This window comes from Bradyrhizobium sp. CCGUVB23, assembly GCF_024199885.1.
In the GTDB taxonomy this organism is placed as follows: Bacteria; Pseudomonadota; Alphaproteobacteria; order Rhizobiales; family Xanthobacteraceae; genus Bradyrhizobium.
Genome location: NZ_JANADQ010000001.1, coordinates 6,075,110 through 6,093,479, shown reverse-complemented (window position 1 = coordinate 6,093,479; position 18,370 = coordinate 6,075,110). Strand labels below are relative to the sequence as shown.

The following is an 18,370-nucleotide window of genomic DNA, read 5'->3' as shown; positions in this document are numbered from 1 at the left end:
GGCCATGTCTATGCGGCGACGCTTGCGCGAAGCTGGCTTCCCCTGGCCAGCCCCGCGCAAGCTATTCGCGGCAGCTTGGGACGATGTCGCAATGGCGGCCAAAGGGGCGCATGTCATGCTATCCACGATCGCGGACTACACAAGAATAACCAAGGACATGGGCAAGTCGCTGACGCTCATCGCGAAGCAGCCGGATGTCAGCCGCGAGACCGACTATTTCCTCGCCAATATCGGCAAGGTGAAGACTATCGACGACTTCCTGAAGAACTACCGCCTCTACTCCTACGCGATGAAGGCCTATGGCCTCAGCGACATGATCTACGCCAAGGCGTTCATGCGGAAGGTGCTGACCGAGGGTATCGCGACCACGACGACCTTCGCCAACAAGCTCACCGACGCCCGCTACCGGGAATTCGCCGCAGCTTTCAATTTCGCCGCGCTCGGCAGCCAGGCGACCCAGACCACCCAGGCCACGACCGGCACAGCCACCCAGTACGCCACGCAGACGATGGAGCAAAACGCTGGCGATCAGAACGAGGGCCTGCGGCTGGCGCTCTATTTCACACGCAAGGCCTCCTCGATCACGAATGCCTACCAGATCCTCGCCGACAAAGCGCTGACGCAAGTGGCGCAGACGGCTCTCGGCCTCCCGGCGACCGTCAGTTCGGCCGACATCGACAGCCAGGCCACGATGCTGACGAAGATGATCAAACTCACCGATTTCCAGGATCCGGCCAAGGTCACCAAATTCGTGCAGCGTTTCGCGGCGATGTGGGATGCGAAACAGGCCGCGAGCGACGCCAGCAACGGCAGCTCGACCAACCCCGCGCTGGTCCTGATTGGCGGCGCGTCGACGACTGCCAGCATGGATACCGACATGCTCTCGAAACTTCAGTCCATCCGGCTCGGAAAGTAAGTCATGCAATCGGCTCTTTATGTGGGATTGTCGGCGCAGGTCGCGCTGGAAAAGCGCCTCCAGACGATCGCCAACAACGTCGCCAACGTCAACACATCCGGCTTTCGCACCGACGTCGTGAAATTCGAGACGGTGCTGTCGAAGGCGGGCGCCAATCCCGTCGCCTTCTCCTCGCCCGGCGACAACATCATCTCGCGCGCGGCCGGCAATGTCACCGAAAGCGGCAACCCGCTCGACGTCGCCGTGGTGGGACAGGGCTGGATCGCCTTCGCCGGCCCGAACGGCACGGTCTATACGCGCGACGGCCGGCTCCAGATCGCGCCGAATGGCGACCTTCAGACCGTGAGCGGCTTCCCCGTCATCGATAGCGGCGGCGCGCAGCTCACACTCGACCCGAACGGCGGACCAGTCTCGATCTCGCGCAGCGGCACGATCACCCAGGACAAAAACGAGATCGGCACCATCGGCCTATTCAACATTCCTGCCGACGCCAATCTCGACCGCTACGGCAATTCGGGCGTCGTCCCCGATCGGCCTGCGACCGCGATCTCCGATTTCGGCCGGGACGGCTTCAAGCAGGGCTATGTCGAGGGATCCGGCGCCAATCCGATGCTCGAGCTGACGCGGCTGATGTCGGCGTCGCGCGCCTTCGACGGCACCAATTCGCTCATCGAAGGCACTGAAAGCTCGCTTCAGAACGCGATTCGCACCCTGGGCGACCCCGCCAAATAGCCTTCCCTCTGAGGACTTCCCTTGAACGCTCTCCGGCAAATTGAGTGGGCGCTGCAGGAGCTGCAGCAGAGCACCCCCATTGCAAGCATCAGCGGCGCCATTTCGGAGATCGCGCCGACGCATTTTCGCGTGTCCGGCCTGTCCCGTTTCGTCAAGCTCGGCGAGCTCATCGGGGTGACGTCGGGTGGCCGGTCCCAGATCGGGGAAGTGGTTCGCATCGACGGCGACGGCATCATCGCAAAGCCGTTCGACCGGCAATTCGCGGGCGGGCTCGGCTCGGTCGCATTCCGATTGCCTCCGCTGTCGCTTGCGCCCGATGCGAGCTGGAAAGGACGCGTCATCAACGCGCTCGGCGCACCGCTCGACGGCATGGGCGCGCTGATTCCGGGATCGCGCGCGGTCTCGGCCGAAGCGGAAGCGCCCGCGGCCATGAAGCGGGCGCGCGTCCACAAGCCGCTGCGCACCGGCGTGCGCGTGATCGATCTGTTCGCGCCGATCTGCGCCGGCCAGCGCGTTGGCATCTTTGCCGGCTCAGGTGTCGGCAAGTCGACGCTGCTCGCGATGCTGGCGCGCAGCACCGGTTTTGACACCGTCGTCCTGGCCCTGGTGGGCGAACGCGGCCGCGAGGTGCGTGAATTCGTCGAGGACGTGCTCGGCCACGGCCGCGACCGCGCCATCACGATCGTGTCGACGGGCGACGAGAGCCCGATGATGCGACGGCTGGCGCCAAAGACCGCGATGGCGATCGCCGAATATTTTCGCGACCGCGGCGAATCGGTCCTGCTGGTGGTCGATTCGATCACCCGGTTTGCCCACGCCTCCCGTGAAGTCGCGCTGGCTGCCGGCGAGCCTGCGGTCGCGCGCGGCTACGCACCGAGCGTCTTCACCGATCTGCCGCGCCTGCTCGAGCGGGCCGGGCCCGGAGAGGAAGGCACGGGCACGATCACTGGAATCTTCTCCGTGCTGGTCGACGGCGATGATCACAACGAGCCGATTGCCGACACCATTCGCAGCACGCTGGATGGACACATCGTGCTCAGCCGGCACATTGCCGACCAGGCGCGTTACCCGGCCGTGGACATTCTCGCCTCGGTCTCGCGCCTTGCGCACTGCGTCTGGGATCCCGAGGAGCGCGAGCTCGTGAGCAAGCTGCGATCCATGATCGCCAAATATGAAGACACGCGCGACCTTCGCCTGATGGGCGGATATCAATCAGGGCGTGATCCGGGGCTCGATCATGCCCTCGACATGGTGCCGAAGATCTACGGCGCGATGCGCCAGGATGCTTCGGCTCCGCCCAGCGCGGATGCGTTTCGCGAGCTGAGAGACGTGTTGAAGGCCGGCTAGCGCTGCCATGCGGCGAATAGGCCTTCGCGCCAAACGCATGACTCGGTGCCCACGCGCGATCTTGGAAGCGGAGCGTCAACACCGCGGCGACCAGAATCGCCGTGCACTGCGGGCATAGCTCGTTGAACTCGATCGGCGCCGCTCCGATGGATTCGCTCATGCCTCAGGCAGAGACGGCGCATGGTAAGGCCGGCTTGCATACAATTCCTGCACGGGAAAGTTGCATATCGCCTACCGAATTCCGTCAAGCGACGCGACAAGCAGTCAAACGAGGGTGCATGCGTCATCTCATGCATAGGCTCTCATCATGCTGCCTCACCGGCGAACAACATTGTTCGTTTTCACACAACTGTCGCATCCATCCATGCTCATCGTTTGGCGCATGAGGTGATTCACGCAGCTGGAGTGCCGTGGGCACGCCGGTTCAAGTTGCACACTGTGGAGAACTCGCGCAGGGACGCAAGACTTGGTTATACGCAGGTATATCCAAGAGCGTCTCTACTTGCTTTTCATGACAAGGTCAGTCATCGTTTTTGCGCTGGATAAGAAATGCGGGCTGAGTGACTTGGAATGCAGGGGCTTCGGTTGAGCAAATTCGAGCCATCGTCCGACGCTGATGGCGACAGCGACTTCCGTCCAACACTGCCACATCAGACACGCCATCGACGGCGCGATCCGCGGCGACCCGCGTCGCGACGGTCGGGGTAGGTCATGCCGCTGGCACGCGAAGCAGTCGAGCTGCTGATCCAGGCGGCGAGAGCCTGGTATTTCGAAGGCGACCGACACGGGTTGCGTGATCGGGAATGGATGGCGCTGCGCTTCCTCGGGCGCGCCAACCGGTTCTCGCGGACACCGTCCGCACTGGCGGGCTTCATCGGCGCGACCAGGGCCACGGCTTCGCAGATCGTGAAGACGCTCGAGACCAAGTCATACATCATCCGCAAGCCTTCGCACGAGGACAAGCGCTCGGTGGTGCTTTGCATCACCGCCCAGGGCGAAAAGTGCCTCGCGCAGCACGATCCGATCAATCCCGTGCTGAACGCCGTGACCGCACTCGACTCTGAGGAACGCATCCGGCTGCGCGATTCCCTGAGGGAGATCCTCAATCATCTCGACGCGACACATCAGCGCCTCAACGCCAGCATCTGCCGGGACTGCATGTTTCTCGCCGAGCGTAGCGCGCCCAAGGGGCGCGCCGGCACGGAGTATACCTGCCGGCTCTATCGTGCTCCGATTTCGCCCGACGAGATCGAGCTCCTTTGTGCGAGCTTCGAGCGCGCCAACGACCGGCTGAGGACCGACGAGCCTTCCGACAGGATACGCGTCGCGAGCGTGTGAGCCTTTGCGGTATTCGCGCTGGGCGGATCGACGGCGGCGTCATTGCAGGCGCAGCCCGGGCGGCTTTGCGCCGCTGGTATTCTCCTCGCAGGATGCTAAGCTTCCCGTCCGACCTTGGACGGGGAGCTGACGGCGCCTTGCCGGCCTGCGGCCGTAAGCGCGCGGGCAGCGGGATCAGGGGACTGATCCAACGCCACACAGCGTCCGCGCTCCGTTCAGGGCACGGACGACCACGCCTGGCGGAGAAAGTGTATTGCGTATGGCCTGCGGCAATGAAGTTTCGATGACGGCGTGCGACCTTCGCCGTTACCCGTTGGCCTCGCGGATCGACCGCGTCCTGGACGCAGCACCCGGACACCGCCGGAAGATTGACGCCACATCTCGCTATCCCGGTTGATAATGGTCCCGGCTCGGTACTCATCAGCAGACGGGAGGACAGCATGGAAGGCGCCATGATCGCAGCCGCGCCGGCCTTGGTGCGCTTTTCCGGCATCCAGAAGACCTACGACGGCGAGCACCTCGTGGTGAAGAACCTCGACCTCGACATCAGGAAGGGCGAGTTCATCACCTTGCTCGGCCCGTCCGGCTCGGGCAAGACGACCACGCTGATGATGCTGGCGGGCTTCGAGGTCCCGACCCATGGCGAGATTTACCTCGCCGACCGGCCGATCAAGAACATGCCGCCGCACAAGCGCGACATCGGAATGGTGTTCCAGAACTATGCGCTGTTTCCGCACCTGACGATCGAGGAGAATGTCGCCTTCCCGCTGTCCGTCCGCAAGGTCAACAAGGCCGAGGCACAGGAGCGCGTGCGCGCGGCGCTGCGCATGATCAAGATGGAGGCCCTGGCGCAGCGGCGTCCGGGACAATTGTCCGGTGGCCAGCAGCAGCGCGTTGCGCTGGCCCGCGCGCTGGTTTTCAATCCCCAGATCGTGCTGATGGACGAGCCGCTCGGCGCCCTGGACAAGCGCCTGCGGGAGCAGATGCAGCTGGAGATCAAGCAACTGCACGAGACGATGGGCATCACCGTCGTCTACGTCACGCACGACCAGAGCGAGGCGCTCACCATGTCGGACCGCATCGCCGTGTTCAACGACGGCATCGTGCAGCAGATCGACCGGCCCGACGCGCTCTACGAGCACCCCGTGAACAGCTTCGTCGCTCACTTCGTCGGTGAGAACAACGTGCTGGCCGGCACCGTCGAGACGATCGAGCAGGGATATTGCCGCGTCGCGCTTGCCTCCGGCGGCACCATAATGGCCCGGGCGGTCAACGTGGCAAGCAGTGGCGCCACTACTTCGCTGTCGGTGCGACCGGAGCGGATCTCCATTATCATGGACGGGGCGACGAGCGAGGGACCGAACCGCCTGCCGGCCACCGTACAGAGCACCATCTATCTCGGCGACCACACGTTGGCCGTGCTCGAGGTCGCGGGCAACGAGGAGTTCATGGTCAAGCTCCAGCCGGGCGAACATCACAGCTTGAGGCAGGGTGAAAACGTGTCCGTCACGTTCCGCCCTGAAGACTGCCTGGCCCTCGATCCGGTGTAATCGAACCACTTCCTCCAGGCGATCGGGCCGGGACACATCACTTCCAGGACGCAACTCACAACAAGAAGGGAACGAAGACGATGATGAAACTCAAGATGGCACTCGGATTCGCCGCCACGCTGACCGCCGGCGTCGCGCTGGCAACAGTCGCGCAGGCGCGCGATCTCACCGTCGTATCGTGGGGCGGTGCATATCAGGACGCCCAGAAGAAGGTTTACTTCGAACCGTTCAAGAAGGCGGCCGGCATCCCGATGAACGACGAGTCCTGGGACGGCGGCATCGGCGTGCTGCGGGCCAAGGTGCAGGGCGGCGCCGCGACCTGGGACGTCGTCCAGGTCGAGAGCGAGGAACTCGCGGTCGGCTGCGATGAGGGCCTGTTCGAGAAGATCGACTACACCAAGATCGGCGGCGAGGCCGCCTATCTGCCGCCGTCGGTCAATCCCTGCGGCGTCGGCGCCATCCTGTACGACTTCGTCCTCGGCTACGACAAGGACAAGCTGAAGGAGGCGCCGAAGGGCTGGGCGGACTTCTTCGACACCAAGAAATATCCGGGCAAGCGCGCCCTGCGCCAGGGTCCGAAGACCACGCTGGAGATCGCCCTCATCGCCGACGGCGTCCCGCCGGCGGACGTCTACAAGGTGCTGGCCACCGACGAGGGCGTCGATCGCGCCTTCAAGAAGCTCGACACCATCAAGGGCGACCTCGTCTGGTGGAAGGCCGGCGCCCAGCCGCCGCAGTTGCTCGCCTCGGGCGAAGTGGCGATGACCTCGGTCTATAACGGCCGCATCGACACCGCGAACAAGAACGAGAAGAAGAACTTCGGCATGGTGTGGGACGGCGCGCTCTATACGCTCGACAGCTGGGTCATCCTGAAGGGCAGCCCGAACAAGGACACCGCCTACAAGTTCCTCGACTTCGCCGGCAAGGCCGAAAACCAGTCCAAGCTGTCGGAGAACATCGCCTACGGCACCTCGAACAAGGACGCCGCGGGGCTGATCCAGCCGGCCGTTCTGAAGGATCTGCCGACGGCGCCGGACAACATGAAGAATGCGGTCGAGATCAACGTTGCATTCTGGCTCGAGAACATCGACCGCCTGACCGAACGCTTCAACAAGTGGACCGCGAAATAACGCGCCCGCAAGGCTTGAAGCAATGACGGAAGCGTTCCTGACCAGCGCCGATGCGCCGACCGACGTGCCGCTCAAGCGCCGCCTCAAACGGGCGGAGCGGGCGCGCCAGGTCAAGGCATTGGCGCTGGTCCTGCCGCTTCTCGCATTCCTGCTCTTCACCTTCTTAGGACCAATCGCCGGCATGCTCTGGCACGCCGTCGATGACTGGGAGGTGCGCAAGGTGCTGCCGCAAACCGTGGCGGCGCTGGCCGACTGGGACGGCAAGGACCTCCCGGACGAAAAGGCCTATGCTGCGCTGGCCGACGACATCCTGGCGGCGCGCGCCGCCGGGACGCTCGCCATCGCGGCCAAACGGCTCAACTACGCCGTCAACGGCTTCCGCACCATCCTCACCAGCACGGCGCGCAATCTGAAGGCCCCGCCTGTATCCGGCACGGCGAAGGAGACGCTGGGCAAGATCAATCCGGCATGGCGCGAACGCACCACCTGGGCGGCGATCAAGGGCGCGAGCGGGCCGGTGACAGGCTTCTACCTGCTGGCGGCGCTCGACCTGACGCGGAACGTGGACGGCGCGATCGTCGCCGCCCCGCCCGATCAGGCTATCTACCGCGACGTCTTCGTCCGCACCTTCATCATCAGCTTCAGTGTCACGGTGCTGTGCCTGATCCTGGGCTTCCCGGTCGCCTACCTCCTGGCAACGCTGCCGGCCGGGAGATCGAATCTCCTGATGATCTTCGTGCTGCTGCCGTTCTGGACGTCGCTGCTGGTGCGCACCTGCGCCTGGATCGTGCTGTTGCAGAGCAATGGCGTGGTGAACGACAGCTTGCGCTTCCTCGGCATCATCGATGCGCCGATGCGGCTGATCTACAACCGCTTCGGCGTCTATGTGGCGATGACCCACGTGCTGCTGCCCTTCATGATCCTGCCGCTCTACAGCAGCATGAAGGCGATCTCGCCGGCCTATATGCGGGCCGCCGCCTCGCTCGGCGCGCCGCCGCTCACCGCCTTCCTGCGGATCTACCTGCCCCAGACCCTGCCCGGCATCGCCGCGGGAAGCCTGCTCGTCTTCATCCTGGCGCTCGGCTACTACATCACGCCCGCACTCGTCGGCGGCGGCGCCGATCAGATGATGAGCTACTTCATCGCCCTCTACACCACCGAAACCGCCAATTGGGGCCTTGCCTCGGCTTTGGGCGCGCTGCTGCTGGTCGCAACGCTGCTGCTCGGCGTCCTCTACGGAAGGCTGGTGCAGGGGCAGCAGGTCACCGGAGGAATGAAGAATTGAGCGGCGATGCTTCCCTCCGCACGACCAGCCAGCGCATCGCGTGGGGCGCGACCATCATCATTGCCACGCTGGTCTTCATCTTCCTGATGGCGCCGATCCTCGCGATCATGCCGCTATCCTTCAGCTCCGGCGCCTACCTCACCTATCCGCTGCCCGGCCTTTCCTTGCGCTGGTACGATGAGTTCATCCATTCGGCGCGCTGGATGACGTCGCTGAAGAACAGCATGATCATCGGCGTCGCCGCGACGGTGCTGTCGGTCGTGCTCGGCACGCTGGCCGCGCTGGGGTTGGCACAGTGGAAGAGCCGGTTCAAGCCGCTGGTGCTGGCGATCGTGCTGTCGCCCGTCGTGGTGCCCGGCGTCATCACTGCGGTCGGCCTCTACTTCTTCTTCGCGCCGATCGGGCTGACCGGCAGCTATCTCGGCCTGATCCTGGCCCACACCGCGCTGGCAACGCCGTTCGTGGTGATCACGGTCGGCGCGACGCTGCAAAGCTTTGACATGAACCTGGCGCGCGCCGCAGCCTCCCTCGGCGCGCCGCCGCTCTACGCATTCCGCCGCGTGATCCTGCCGCTGATCCTGCCGGGTCTGGCATCAGGCGCGCTGTTCGCCTTCGCCACCAGCTTCGACGAGGTGGTGATCGTGCTGTTCATGGCCGGCCCCGAGCAGCGCACCCTGCCCCGCGAAATGTTCAGCGGCATCCGCGAGAACATCAGCCCGACCATCACGGCGGCGGCGGTGATCCTGACCACCGTCTCCGTCATCCTGCTCGCCACCATGGAAGGCCTGCGCCGGCGCAACGAGCGGCTGAAGGGCAGCAGCGCCTGAGGCGCGCTAGCCGCGTCGCCAAAACCAAAACATCGAAAACAACCCCATGCAAAGTAGCCGGTGGCGGACGGCGCGATGGCTTCCGATTTTACGAAATCATTTGACACGTCGGGCAAATCAGGGGCATGATGCCATCATTGGGGTTCGTAGGATCGGTAGAAGCTTTGGCGAACCCCAACGAAACAGGCGCAATCCGACCTCCCCGCGCCGGAGGCGATCGTAGCCCGGATGAAGCGCAGCGAAATCCGGGAAACACGCCGATGGAGTCAACCCCGGATTACGTTGTGCTCCATCCGGGCTACGGAGCGCGCAGCAGACCGACCTTCAGCCGTGATACGCGAACACCTCGACCGGCTCGTTGAAGCCGCGCACCGGGTGTTCGCCGACGCGTTCGAGTTCGACTTCGTTCTTCACGAGGTCGGCGAAGGCGCGCGAAAGCAGCACGGTTCGCCCCAACTGTTTTGTGAGCGTCTCGAGACGGGAGGCCATGTTGACGGCAGGGCCGATGACGGTGAAGTCGAGCCGGGAGCGCGAGCCGATATTGCCGTACATGACGTCGCCGACATGGGCACCGATCCCGTAATGCAGCGGCGCGCGGCCGGTGACGCTGTTGTTTTCGTTCAGCACCGCCATGGCCTGACGGGCCTCACTCACGGCCCGCAGCAGGTTTGCACAGGCCGAGGGCTGGCTGAGCGGAAAGATGGCGAGCAGGCCGTCGCCGATGAATTTCAGGATTTCCCCGCCATGCCGCACGATCGGCTCGGACATCGCGTCAAAATAGTCGTTGAGGAGATCGATGACGTCATCGCGCGGCCAGTTGTCGGAGATGCGGGTGAAATCGCGCAAGTCGCAGATCAGGATCGCGGCGTGCACGGTCGTGCCGCTGCCGCGCCTTGTGGCGCCGGCCAGGATGAGTTCGCCGGCATGCGAGCCGACATAGGTCTCGAGCAGGGTTCGCGCCAGGCGGTTCTTGATCCGGATCTCGCTGACCAGCGCCAGCACCGGCAACAGTCTCTTGAGAGCGGCAACATGCGCGTCGTCGAAGCCGTCGGGACGGTCGGTCGCGAAGGTGACGATGTGCCGCTTGCCGAGCGTATGGTACATCGGCCATGCCACATAGTCGGTCAGGCCCTTCGCCCGCATCTCGTCATAGACGGCATGCTTGCGGCCCGCTGATGGGCCCCGTTCGAGATGCTCGCGCACCTCGGTAGCGCCGTCATGGATTTCGTTGGCGGGACTGCCGATATATTGGGATGTTTCCCTGACATCGTAATCGACCCGCGAAATCTCCGCCCCGCGCATCCCGTCGGCCCACATCATCCGCGCGCCCAGCCATTGCGGATGGTTGACCACGACATGAAGCGTCGCCCGCGCGACCGGAATGCCGGCCTGCTGGAGGCGGATGCACATCTCGGCAAAGATGTTGTCGATGAAGCGCTGATCGCGGGTCTCGTTGGTCAGCCAGTGCAGGACGTCGCGCTCGGGCTGCGCGGTGACGGGATCGACGTTGGACGGCGCGTTCATGGCTTGCTCCGGGGCGGGGGGTGCGGAGTCGGGATGCAGGATATGTCGTGTCTCGGGCGGGGGGCGTCAATGGCGGCGGCCACCCCGTAGGATGGGTAGAGCGAAGCGAAACCCATCGCGGTCGTCCGGCGATGAAGCATGATGGGTTTCGCAAGTGCTCAACCCATCCTACGCACTCCCCGCCGCGTCCCGGATCGACGCGCCACCTTTGGACGGTCACAGTCCCGTCATCTCCGCTTCGTGGACCATATTGCTCTGGTCGCCGCGCTAAAGTGAGAGGCTCAAGATGCATTTGATCAAGACGCTGTCGTCCAATCGCCGGTCGATTCTGAAAGGCCTCGCGGCCGCGGCGGTCGCGCCGCTTGCGGCACCGGTGATGGCGGCGGAAGGATTGCCGAAGGCGCCGACGGGACCTGCGGCCGCGATCGCCACTGACAAGGCCTATTGGGATGCAGCGCGCGGGCTCTATGCCGTGACACCTGACATCGTCAACCTGGAGAACGGCTATTGGGGCATCATGCCCGAGCCGGTGCGGCGCGAGTTCATCCGCCAGGCCGACATGGTCAACTCCCAGAATTCCTATTATGCCCGGCAGCGCTTTGGTGCCGATTTCGAGGCTGTGCGCGTCAAGGTGGCGGAAGCGGTCGGCGCTGCGCCCGAGGAGATCGCGCTGACGCGCGGTGCAACCGAGGCGCTGCAGCTCCTGATCGGCGGCTACAACAGGCTGAAGACGGGCGACACCGTGCTCTATGCCGATCTCGACTACGATTCGATGCAGTATGCGATGAACGCGCTGAAGGCGCGGCGCGGCGTCGACGTCGTCAAATTCGACGTGCCGGAGCCAGCGACCCGGCAGGCCGTGCTGGACGCCTACGCAAAAGCGATCGATGCCAACCCGAAGACCAAGCTGCTGCTGCTGACGCATGTCAGCCACCGCACCGGCCTCGTGATGCCGATCGCCGAGATCGTGCGCATGGCGAAGGCCAAGGACATCGACACCATCGTCGATGCCGCCCATTCCTGGGGGCAGCTCGACTTCAAAGTCGGTGAGCTCGAGGCCGATTTCGTCGGCTTCAACCTGCACAAATGGATCGGCGCGCCGCTCGGCGTCGGCTTCCTCTACATCAGGAAAGACCGCATCGCCGACATCGACCGCGACATGGGCGACGAGGATTATCCGGCAACCGATATCCGCTCGCGTGTGCACACCGGCACCGTGAATTTCGCGACCGTGCTGACGGTGCCGACGGCGGTCTCGCTACACCAGGAGATCGGCGCACCCGCCAAGCAGGCCCGCCTGCGCTACTTGCGCGACTACTGGGTGAGCCGTGTTCGCGCATTCAGGGATATCGAGATCCTGACGCCGGACGAGGCCGGCTCCTACGGCGCCATCACCTCCTTCCGCCTTGCCGGCAAGACGAGCAAGGCCGACAATGACGCCGTGGTGGCAAAACTCAGGGATGGCTTCAAGGTGCACACAGTGCGCCGCGCAGGTGTCGCCAAGGGGCAATGCATCCGCGTGACGCCGGCGCTCTACACCACGGAGGCCGATCTCGACCGCCTTGTCGAGGCGCTCGCAATCATCACGGGCACGAAGGCGGGCTGAGGCACCGCTTTCGAAGATCGTAGGATGGGTAGAGCGAAGGCGAAACCCATCAAACTTTTATCGGGCGACGAAGCTGATGGGTTTCGCTGCGCTCCACCCATCCTACACAAGCTATATCGGATCGAAGGCGCGGATCGGAGGCAGGTTGCCGGTGAAGCGCTCCACCTCGACCGTCGTAAGCTGGCCGGTGCAGCCCTGCGCAAAGGACGAGGTGCCGATGTCGCGGGTGAGCACGTTCGGATTGCCGTGAACGCAGAGCGGCGCGTCGTCCTCCGGATCCATCGGGTCGTACCACGCGCCGGTCGGCAGCTGGACGACACCGGGCGCTATGCCGTCGGTGACATGCACCGCGGCAAGACAGGCGCCGCGCTCATTGAACAGGCGGATGATGTCGCCATCCTTGATGCCGCGAACGCTAGCGTCGCGCGGGTTCATGCGCGCGACCTCGCGGCCGCGATGTTTTGCTGCCGCCGAATGGCCGCCGAAGTCGAGCTGGCTGTGCAGGCGCGTCACCGGCTGGTTGGCGACGAGGAAGCATGGCGAGCCGGGCTTTGGTACATCGGTCTTCGCGAGCCAGACCGGATGGCCCGGACAATCCGCATCGCCGTGGCCGGCGATCTTTTGCGAAAAGATCTCGATGCGTCCGCTCGGCGTCGGTAGGGCATGAGCGAGGGGATCCTCGCGGAAGCGGCGCAGCCTGCCGCCGTCATCGGGCTGTTGCGGCACGACCAGGCTGCCGCGTCGCCAAAATTCCTCGAAGCTCGGAGCCTCGAGACCGCGCGCCCCGAGCGAAGCACGGGTCGGCTCATAGAGATGTTCCAGCCACTGCCGCGCGTTGCGTCCTTCCGTGAAGGGTTCGCGCGCGCCGAGCCGTTCGGCAAGATCGGCAAAGATCTCGTAGTCGTCACGCGCGAGCCCAAACGGCTCGGCGATCCGGTGCATGGCGATCATCAGAGGATCGTTGGTGGAATAGCCGATGTCCTCGCGCTCGAGCGTCATCGTCGAGGGCAGGACGATGTCAGCGTGCCGCGCCGTGGCGGTCCAGGCGAGCTCGTGCACGACCAGCGTATCGACCTTCGAGAAGGCCTTGCGCAGGCGGTTGATGTCCTGATGGTGATGGAAGGGATTGCCACCGGCCCAGTAGACGAGACGGATATCCTGATAGGTGCGCGTCTCGCCATTGTAGCGATAGGTGCTTCCAGGGTTGAGCAGCATGTCGGCGATGCGCGCCACCGGAATGAAATCGGCGACACCATTGCGGCCCTGCCCCAGCGTCGGCCCCGGCGCGTCGTTGACGCGGCGGCCGTAATAGCCGATCGCCCCCAATGAATAGGCGTAGCCGCCGCCGGCAAGGCCGATCTGGCCGACCGCTGCCGCCAGCACCATGCCCATCCACACCGGCTGCTCGCCATGCTCGGCACGCTGCAGCGAATGGGAGACGGTGATGAGCGCCCTCTTCCCGGCAAGGCGCCGCGCCAGCTTGCGGATCGTGTTCGCCTCGACGCCGCAGATCGCGGCGGCCCATTCGGCGTTCTTGGCCTGCCCATCGCTCTCGCCGGTCAGATAGCGCAAAAAGACCGGCCAGCCTTCGGTGTAGCGATCGAGAAAAGCCTGATCATGCAGGCCCTCAGCCACCAGCGAGTGGACGATGCCGAGCATCAGCGCGGTGTCGGTGCCGGGCACGCACGTCATCCATTCGGCGCCGGCCTCCACTGGCAGATCGTCACGCAGCGGGCTGACCAGGATAAACTCGCAGCCGCGCCGGCGCGCAGCACTCATGGCGCCGCGCTCGACGTGCTTGCTGATCGAGCCGCCAGCCACCATCGAGTTCTTCAGCGCCATGCCGCCGAACGCCAGCACGATATCGGTCTCGGTCGCGATCTGCTCCCAGGTGACGTTGCGCTTGGTGATGTCTTCATAGCCCGCCAGGATCTGCGGCAGCAGCACGGAGGACGCGCCCGAGGAATAGGTGTTGACCGACCGCACGTAGCCGCCCATCGCGATGTTGAGGAAGCGATGAACCTGGCTCTGCGCGTGATGAAAGCGGCCCGCGCTCGACCAGCCGTAGGAGCCGCCGAACACAGCCGAGGGGCCGCGCGTGTCGCGGATGCGCGTCAGCTCGTCCCCCAGAAGATCGAGCGCCTTCTCCCAGCTGACGGAGACGAATTCGTCGCGGCCGCGGCGATCATCGGGGCCGGGCCCACGCTCGAGCCAGCCGCGGCGGATCGCCGGCTGGGCGATGCGCGCCTGGTGGCGGAGCGCGCCGGGAAAATTGTCGATGATGCCGTTGGGATCGGGATCGCCTGCATAATGCCTGACCTCTAACCCGGCTTCACTGTTCCGCGCCGAGAACACGCCCCAGTGCGAGGTGTGCGGCTTGAAGCCGTCCGACAGGTCGAGGCCGGGATCGGGGAAGCCAATCGTGTCATCCATCGCGTGGTCCTCATCGCGGAGCGCCGCGCAGGCTGCTCCGGTCGCAATTACCGAGGCAATATAATGAGACGCGCCTGTGAAGGGCAACGGATTAGCGATGTCGGGAACCGAGAGCATAGGGGCCTCGCGCAGATTGCACAGCCGACAGCCTTCATGCATCCGGCCTCAGCGTCGTCATTGCAATGACGACGTCGCGCACCCTCGAACTCGCATCTCACGCTTAGACACGCCATTTCGCCGCAGGCTTTCCCTGCCTTGTCGGCATTGCCGCCTCCGCTATGATGAAACATGATGGGCTTCAGTCGGTGACGAGTCTTCTTTGAGAGGTGGACGATGAACGAAAACGAAATCCGCGGGTTCATCGCGGAGGTGAAGCAAGGCGCGCTATCTCGTCGCTCGTTCATCCAGAAACTGGCTGCGATCGGGATCGCAGCGCCGGTCGCGAGCCAGATCCTGGCCTGGAACGACGTGGCGATGGCGGACGCCACGCTGCCATACAAGCCGACCAAGGCCGGCGGCGGCGGCCCGCTCAAAATCCTGCTCTGGCAGGCCCCGACGCTGCTCAATCCGCATTTCGCGCTCGGCACCAAGGACCAGATCGCCTCGCGCATTTTCTTCGAGCCGCTCGCCGGCTGGGACAAGGAGGGCAACCTCATCCCCTGCCTCGCCGCCGAGGTCCCGAGCAAGCAGAACGGCGCCCTTGCGCCCGACGGCATGAGCGTGACCTGGAAGCTGAAGCAGGGCGTGACATGGCACGATGGCAAGCCCTTCACCGCCGACGACGTCGTCTTCACCTGGACGTACGCCGCGGATCTCGCGACCGCGGCGTACACCACGGGTTCCTACAAGGACATCACCGTCGAGAAAATCGACGACCACACCGTCAAGGTGAAGTTCAAGAGCCCGACCCCGTTCTGGGCCGATCCCTTCGTCGGCTCGGTCGGCCAGATCCTGCCAAAACATCATTTCGGCGACTATGTCGGCGCGAAGTCGCGCGAAGCACCGGGCAATCTGAAGCCGATCGGCACCGGCCCGTACAGGTTCGTCGAGTTCAAGCCGGGCGACATGATCCGGGCCGAACGCAATCCCGACTATCATGTCAGGAACCAGCCGCATTTCGACACGCTCGAAGTCAAGGGTGGCGGCGACGCGGTCTCCGCCGCGCGCGCCGTGCTCCAGACCGGCGAATACGACTATGCCTGGAACCTCCTGGTGGAGGAGGAGGTCCTCAAGCGCATGGAGGCCAACGGAAAGGGCAAGGTCGACGTCACGCCCTCCGGCAACGTCGAGTTCATCATCCTCAACACGACGGACCCGTGGACCGAGGTCGACGGCGAGCGCTCCAGCGTCAAGACCAGGCACCCGACGCTGTCCGATCCGGCCGTTCGCCGGGCGATCAACCTCCTGATCGATCGCGAGGCGATCGAGAAATTCATCTACGGCCGCGGCGGCATCGCAACGGCGAGCTTCGTCAACCAGCCTGCGCAGTTCAAGTCGGGCAAGCTCAAATACGCGTTCGACGTCGACAAGGCGAACAAGATCCTCGACGAGGCCGGTTGGACAAGGGGCGCGGACGGCATCCGCGAGAGGGACGGCAAGAAGCTCAAATTCGTTTTCCAGACCTCGATCAACGCCCCGCGCCAGAAGACGCAGGCCATCATCAAGCAGGCCTGCCAGCGCGCCGGCATCGAGATCGAGCTCAAGTCGGTCGTCGCATCGGTGTTCTTCTCGTCGGACGTCGGCAATCCCGATACCTACTCGAAATTCTATGCCGACATGGAGATGTACAACACGACGCAGCCGCAGCCCGATCCGGAGCGGTTCCTGAACCAGTGCGTCTCCTGGGAGATCGCCAACAAGGAGAACAAATGGCTCGGCCGAAACATCTCGCGCTGGTCCGATCCAGAGGCCGACAAGGCCTACAAGGCCGCGCAGAACGAGCTCGATCCGGTCAAGCGCGCCGCATTACTGATCAAGGTCGACGAAACCTTCTGCGATGCCAACGTGTTCCTGCCGCTGCTCTCGCGCAACATCGTCGGCGCAGGCGTCAACAACCTCATGGCCGACATCTCGGGTTGGGACGTCACGACCTGGAATCTGGCGAGCTGGTATCGCGGTGCGTAGCTCGGGCCGGCATCGCGATCAGTCCAACTCAAAGGACGATCTGGCTGCCTTGACCGACGAGGCGATGAACCGATGCACTTCCTGAACCCTGCGCGTTCCGTGCGTGTCAGGATGTGACGTCAGCCAATAGCTTCGAACGAAGCGGACGTCGGGAAGCAAGCGCCGCAGCTCCGGGTAACGCCTTGCAGCGTAGTCGTGCAAAATGCCGATCCCGTGCCCGGTTCGGACCGCCTCCATCTGGGCAATGACGCTGCCGCACTCGTAGCGGCGAGACATCAGCCGGCCGAGAACGGACGCATAGTCGAGAGCCCGGCTATAAGCGAAGTCCTCGATGTGCGTAACGAAGAGACGACCGGCTAGATCGGAATGAGCCTTTATCGGCCCCTCGCGCTCGAGATAGCTCTCCGAGCCGTATACGCTCAGGGTGTAGTCGGTCAGCTTGGACAAGATGAGCCGGCCCTGCTTCGGCCGGTCGAGTGTGATCGCGATATCCGCCTCCCGACGCGAAAGCGAGAACGTGCGCGGGAGTGGCACGAGTTGAATGATCAGCCCCGGATGGCGCGCAGCCAACGCGCCCAGATGCTCAGCCAGGAAGTAGTTGCCAAGTCCATCGGGTGCTCCAACTCGCACCGTGCCGGTGACGGCGTCTGCACTGCCGCCGATGCTGGCGCCAACCTTGAGAAACTCGCTTTCCGCGCGCTCCGCCGCCTGGACCAGGGCCTCCCCTGCGGCAGTTAGCGAGCAGCCGGATGTGTGTCGTTCGAGCAGCTTCGCCTTCAGGCTCTTTTCCAGCGCGGTTATCTGACGCGCAACCGTCGCGTGATTCAATCGCAGATTTTTTGACGCTTTGAGCATCTGCCCTGCGCGCGCGACTTCCAGGAATATTCTCACCCGCTCCCAATCCATATCCTACACTTTCTGCACAATAGAGTCGCAATCCCGTTCGTTGATGTGCATTTTTATGTACCGCGTATCGTCTGCGATCAAGCATTCAGTGCGGGGAGCAGCCGCGCCCAGCTTCTGACCGGCGAACTTGCGTGAGATCGCAGAAGCAGCGGAAAAGCTACGCCACGCCCGTGTCGGACGAGAAAAACCCGTCCTCCCGGGCCTTGTGAACATCGGCAAGAAGAGCCCTCGGGTCCAGCCTGACGCCGCTCGACAAAACGAAGTCCTCCTCTGGAATGAAGGAGAGGATCTTCTCGTCGCTCATGAGCGAGACCAGCAGGCGCCCCGACGCGGTTCAGAGAGTCGGAATCCTCTCGCCAACATCCGAGCTGATGCGAAACGGCCTGGCGCCTTCGCGTATTTGTCGCCATCGAGCATGCACAACTGAGACGTCTCGCGCGCCGTCTCGGCGAGTTCATCGAGATACGACCGGCATTCGCGGTTCAGGACGAACTGCGACTGAAGGCAAGGCCAAGGAAGTACAATTTGCGGCCAAGAAAAACGCGGCCCTCCTTGTCGGCACATTCGAGAATCCCGGCCGCCGGCATCAGATTGACGAGTTCGCAGCTCATCGATTTCGGAGCGTCGACGCATTCGGTCTCTTGCGCGATTT

General features: G+C 64.1%; 14 protein-coding genes. 10 read left to right on the top strand and 4 right to left on the bottom strand.

Annotated features, from left to right (window positions below):
• Positions 1 to 115 precede the first annotated feature (115 nt).
• The 8 genes from NLN62_RS28095 to NLN62_RS28060 all read left to right on the top strand — a co-directional run bounded on the left by NLN62_RS28095 (position 116) and on the right by NLN62_RS28060 (position 9,125).
• Positions 116 to 916 (top strand): DUF1217 domain-containing protein, encoded by an 801-nt coding sequence (locus NLN62_RS28095; RefSeq protein ID WP_027527185.1) that lies wholly within the window; start codon positions 116 to 118, stop codon positions 914 to 916.
• Between the two features lie 3 nt (positions 917 to 919).
• A complete protein-coding gene (flgF, locus tag NLN62_RS28090; protein ID WP_027527184.1) occupies positions 920 to 1,648 on the top strand; it encodes a flagellar basal-body rod protein FlgF in 729 nt (242 codons plus the stop codon).
• Between the two features lie 21 nt (positions 1,649 to 1,669).
• Positions 1,670 to 2,995 (top strand): flagellar protein export ATPase FliI, encoded by a 1,326-nt coding sequence (gene fliI / locus NLN62_RS28085; protein ID WP_254111035.1) that lies wholly within the window; start codon positions 1,670 to 1,672, stop codon positions 2,993 to 2,995.
• Positions 2,996 to 3,706: 711 nt separating this feature from the next.
• Positions 3,707 to 4,333 carry a MarR family winged helix-turn-helix transcriptional regulator gene (locus tag NLN62_RS28080; RefSeq protein WP_254111033.1) on the top strand — a complete coding sequence of 209 codons (627 nt, stop codon included), beginning with the start codon at positions 3,707 to 3,709 and terminating at the stop codon, positions 4,331 to 4,333.
• Positions 4,334 to 4,773: 440 nt separating this feature from the next.
• Positions 4,774 to 5,883, top strand: a complete 1,110-nt coding sequence (locus NLN62_RS28075) for an ABC transporter ATP-binding protein (protein WP_027527181.1) — start codon at positions 4,774 to 4,776, stop codon at positions 5,881 to 5,883.
• An 80-nt stretch (positions 5,884 to 5,963) separates the two neighbouring features.
• On the top strand, positions 5,964 to 7,013 hold the full coding sequence (locus tag NLN62_RS28070; protein WP_027527180.1) for an ABC transporter substrate-binding protein: 1,050 nt from the start codon (positions 5,964 to 5,966) through the stop codon (positions 7,011 to 7,013).
• Positions 7,014 to 7,035: 22 nt separating this feature from the next.
• Entirely contained in the window at positions 7,036 to 8,298 is a 1,263-nt protein-coding gene (locus tag NLN62_RS28065) for an ABC transporter permease (RefSeq protein WP_254111031.1), read from the top strand.
• Entirely contained in the window at positions 8,295 to 9,125 is an 831-nt protein-coding gene (locus NLN62_RS28060) for an ABC transporter permease (protein ID WP_027527178.1), read from the top strand. The genes NLN62_RS28065 and NLN62_RS28060 overlap by 4 nt, the downstream gene beginning before the upstream one ends.
• 324 nt (positions 9,126 to 9,449) lie before the next feature.
• On the opposite strand, the gene NLN62_RS28055 is transcribed toward NLN62_RS28060, so the two are convergent.
• Entirely contained in the window at positions 9,450 to 10,649 is a 1,200-nt protein-coding gene (locus tag NLN62_RS28055) for an adenylate/guanylate cyclase domain-containing protein (RefSeq protein ID WP_027527177.1), read from the bottom strand.
• Positions 10,650 to 10,935: 286 nt separating this feature from the next.
• Here NLN62_RS28055 and NLN62_RS28050 point away from each other — a divergent pair, with 286 nt between their 5' ends.
• Complete coding sequence (locus tag NLN62_RS28050) at positions 10,936 to 12,255, top strand: aminotransferase class V-fold PLP-dependent enzyme (protein ID WP_027527176.1); 1,320 nt, start codon at positions 10,936 to 10,938, stop codon at positions 12,253 to 12,255.
• Between the two features lie 111 nt (positions 12,256 to 12,366).
• Here the strand turns inward: NLN62_RS28050 and NLN62_RS28045 are convergent, their stop codons facing one another.
• Positions 12,367 to 14,688 carry a molybdopterin guanine dinucleotide-containing S/N-oxide reductase gene (locus NLN62_RS28045; protein ID WP_027527175.1) on the bottom strand — a complete coding sequence of 774 codons (2,322 nt, stop codon included), beginning with the start codon at positions 14,686 to 14,688 and terminating at the stop codon, positions 12,367 to 12,369.
• 333 nt (positions 14,689 to 15,021) lie between these two features.
• On the opposite strand from NLN62_RS28045, the gene NLN62_RS28040 reads away from it, so the two are divergent.
• Positions 15,022 to 16,812: a peptide ABC transporter substrate-binding protein gene (locus tag NLN62_RS28040; protein WP_027527174.1), complete on the top strand. Its 1,791-nt coding sequence runs from the start codon at positions 15,022 to 15,024 to the stop codon at positions 16,810 to 16,812.
• A gap of 18 nt (positions 16,813 to 16,830) precedes the next feature.
• On the opposite strand, the gene NLN62_RS28035 is transcribed toward NLN62_RS28040, so the two are convergent.
• Both NLN62_RS28035 and NLN62_RS28030 read right to left on the bottom strand, forming a co-directional pair.
• Entirely contained in the window at positions 16,831 to 17,718 is an 888-nt protein-coding gene (locus NLN62_RS28035) for a LysR family transcriptional regulator (RefSeq protein WP_027527173.1), read from the bottom strand.
• 157 nt (positions 17,719 to 17,875) lie between these two features.
• Positions 17,876 to 18,022, bottom strand: coding sequence for a hypothetical protein (locus NLN62_RS28030; RefSeq protein ID WP_156944773.1), 147 nt, complete (start codon positions 18,020 to 18,022; stop codon positions 17,876 to 17,878).
• Between the last annotated feature and the right edge of the window lie 348 nt (positions 18,023 to 18,370).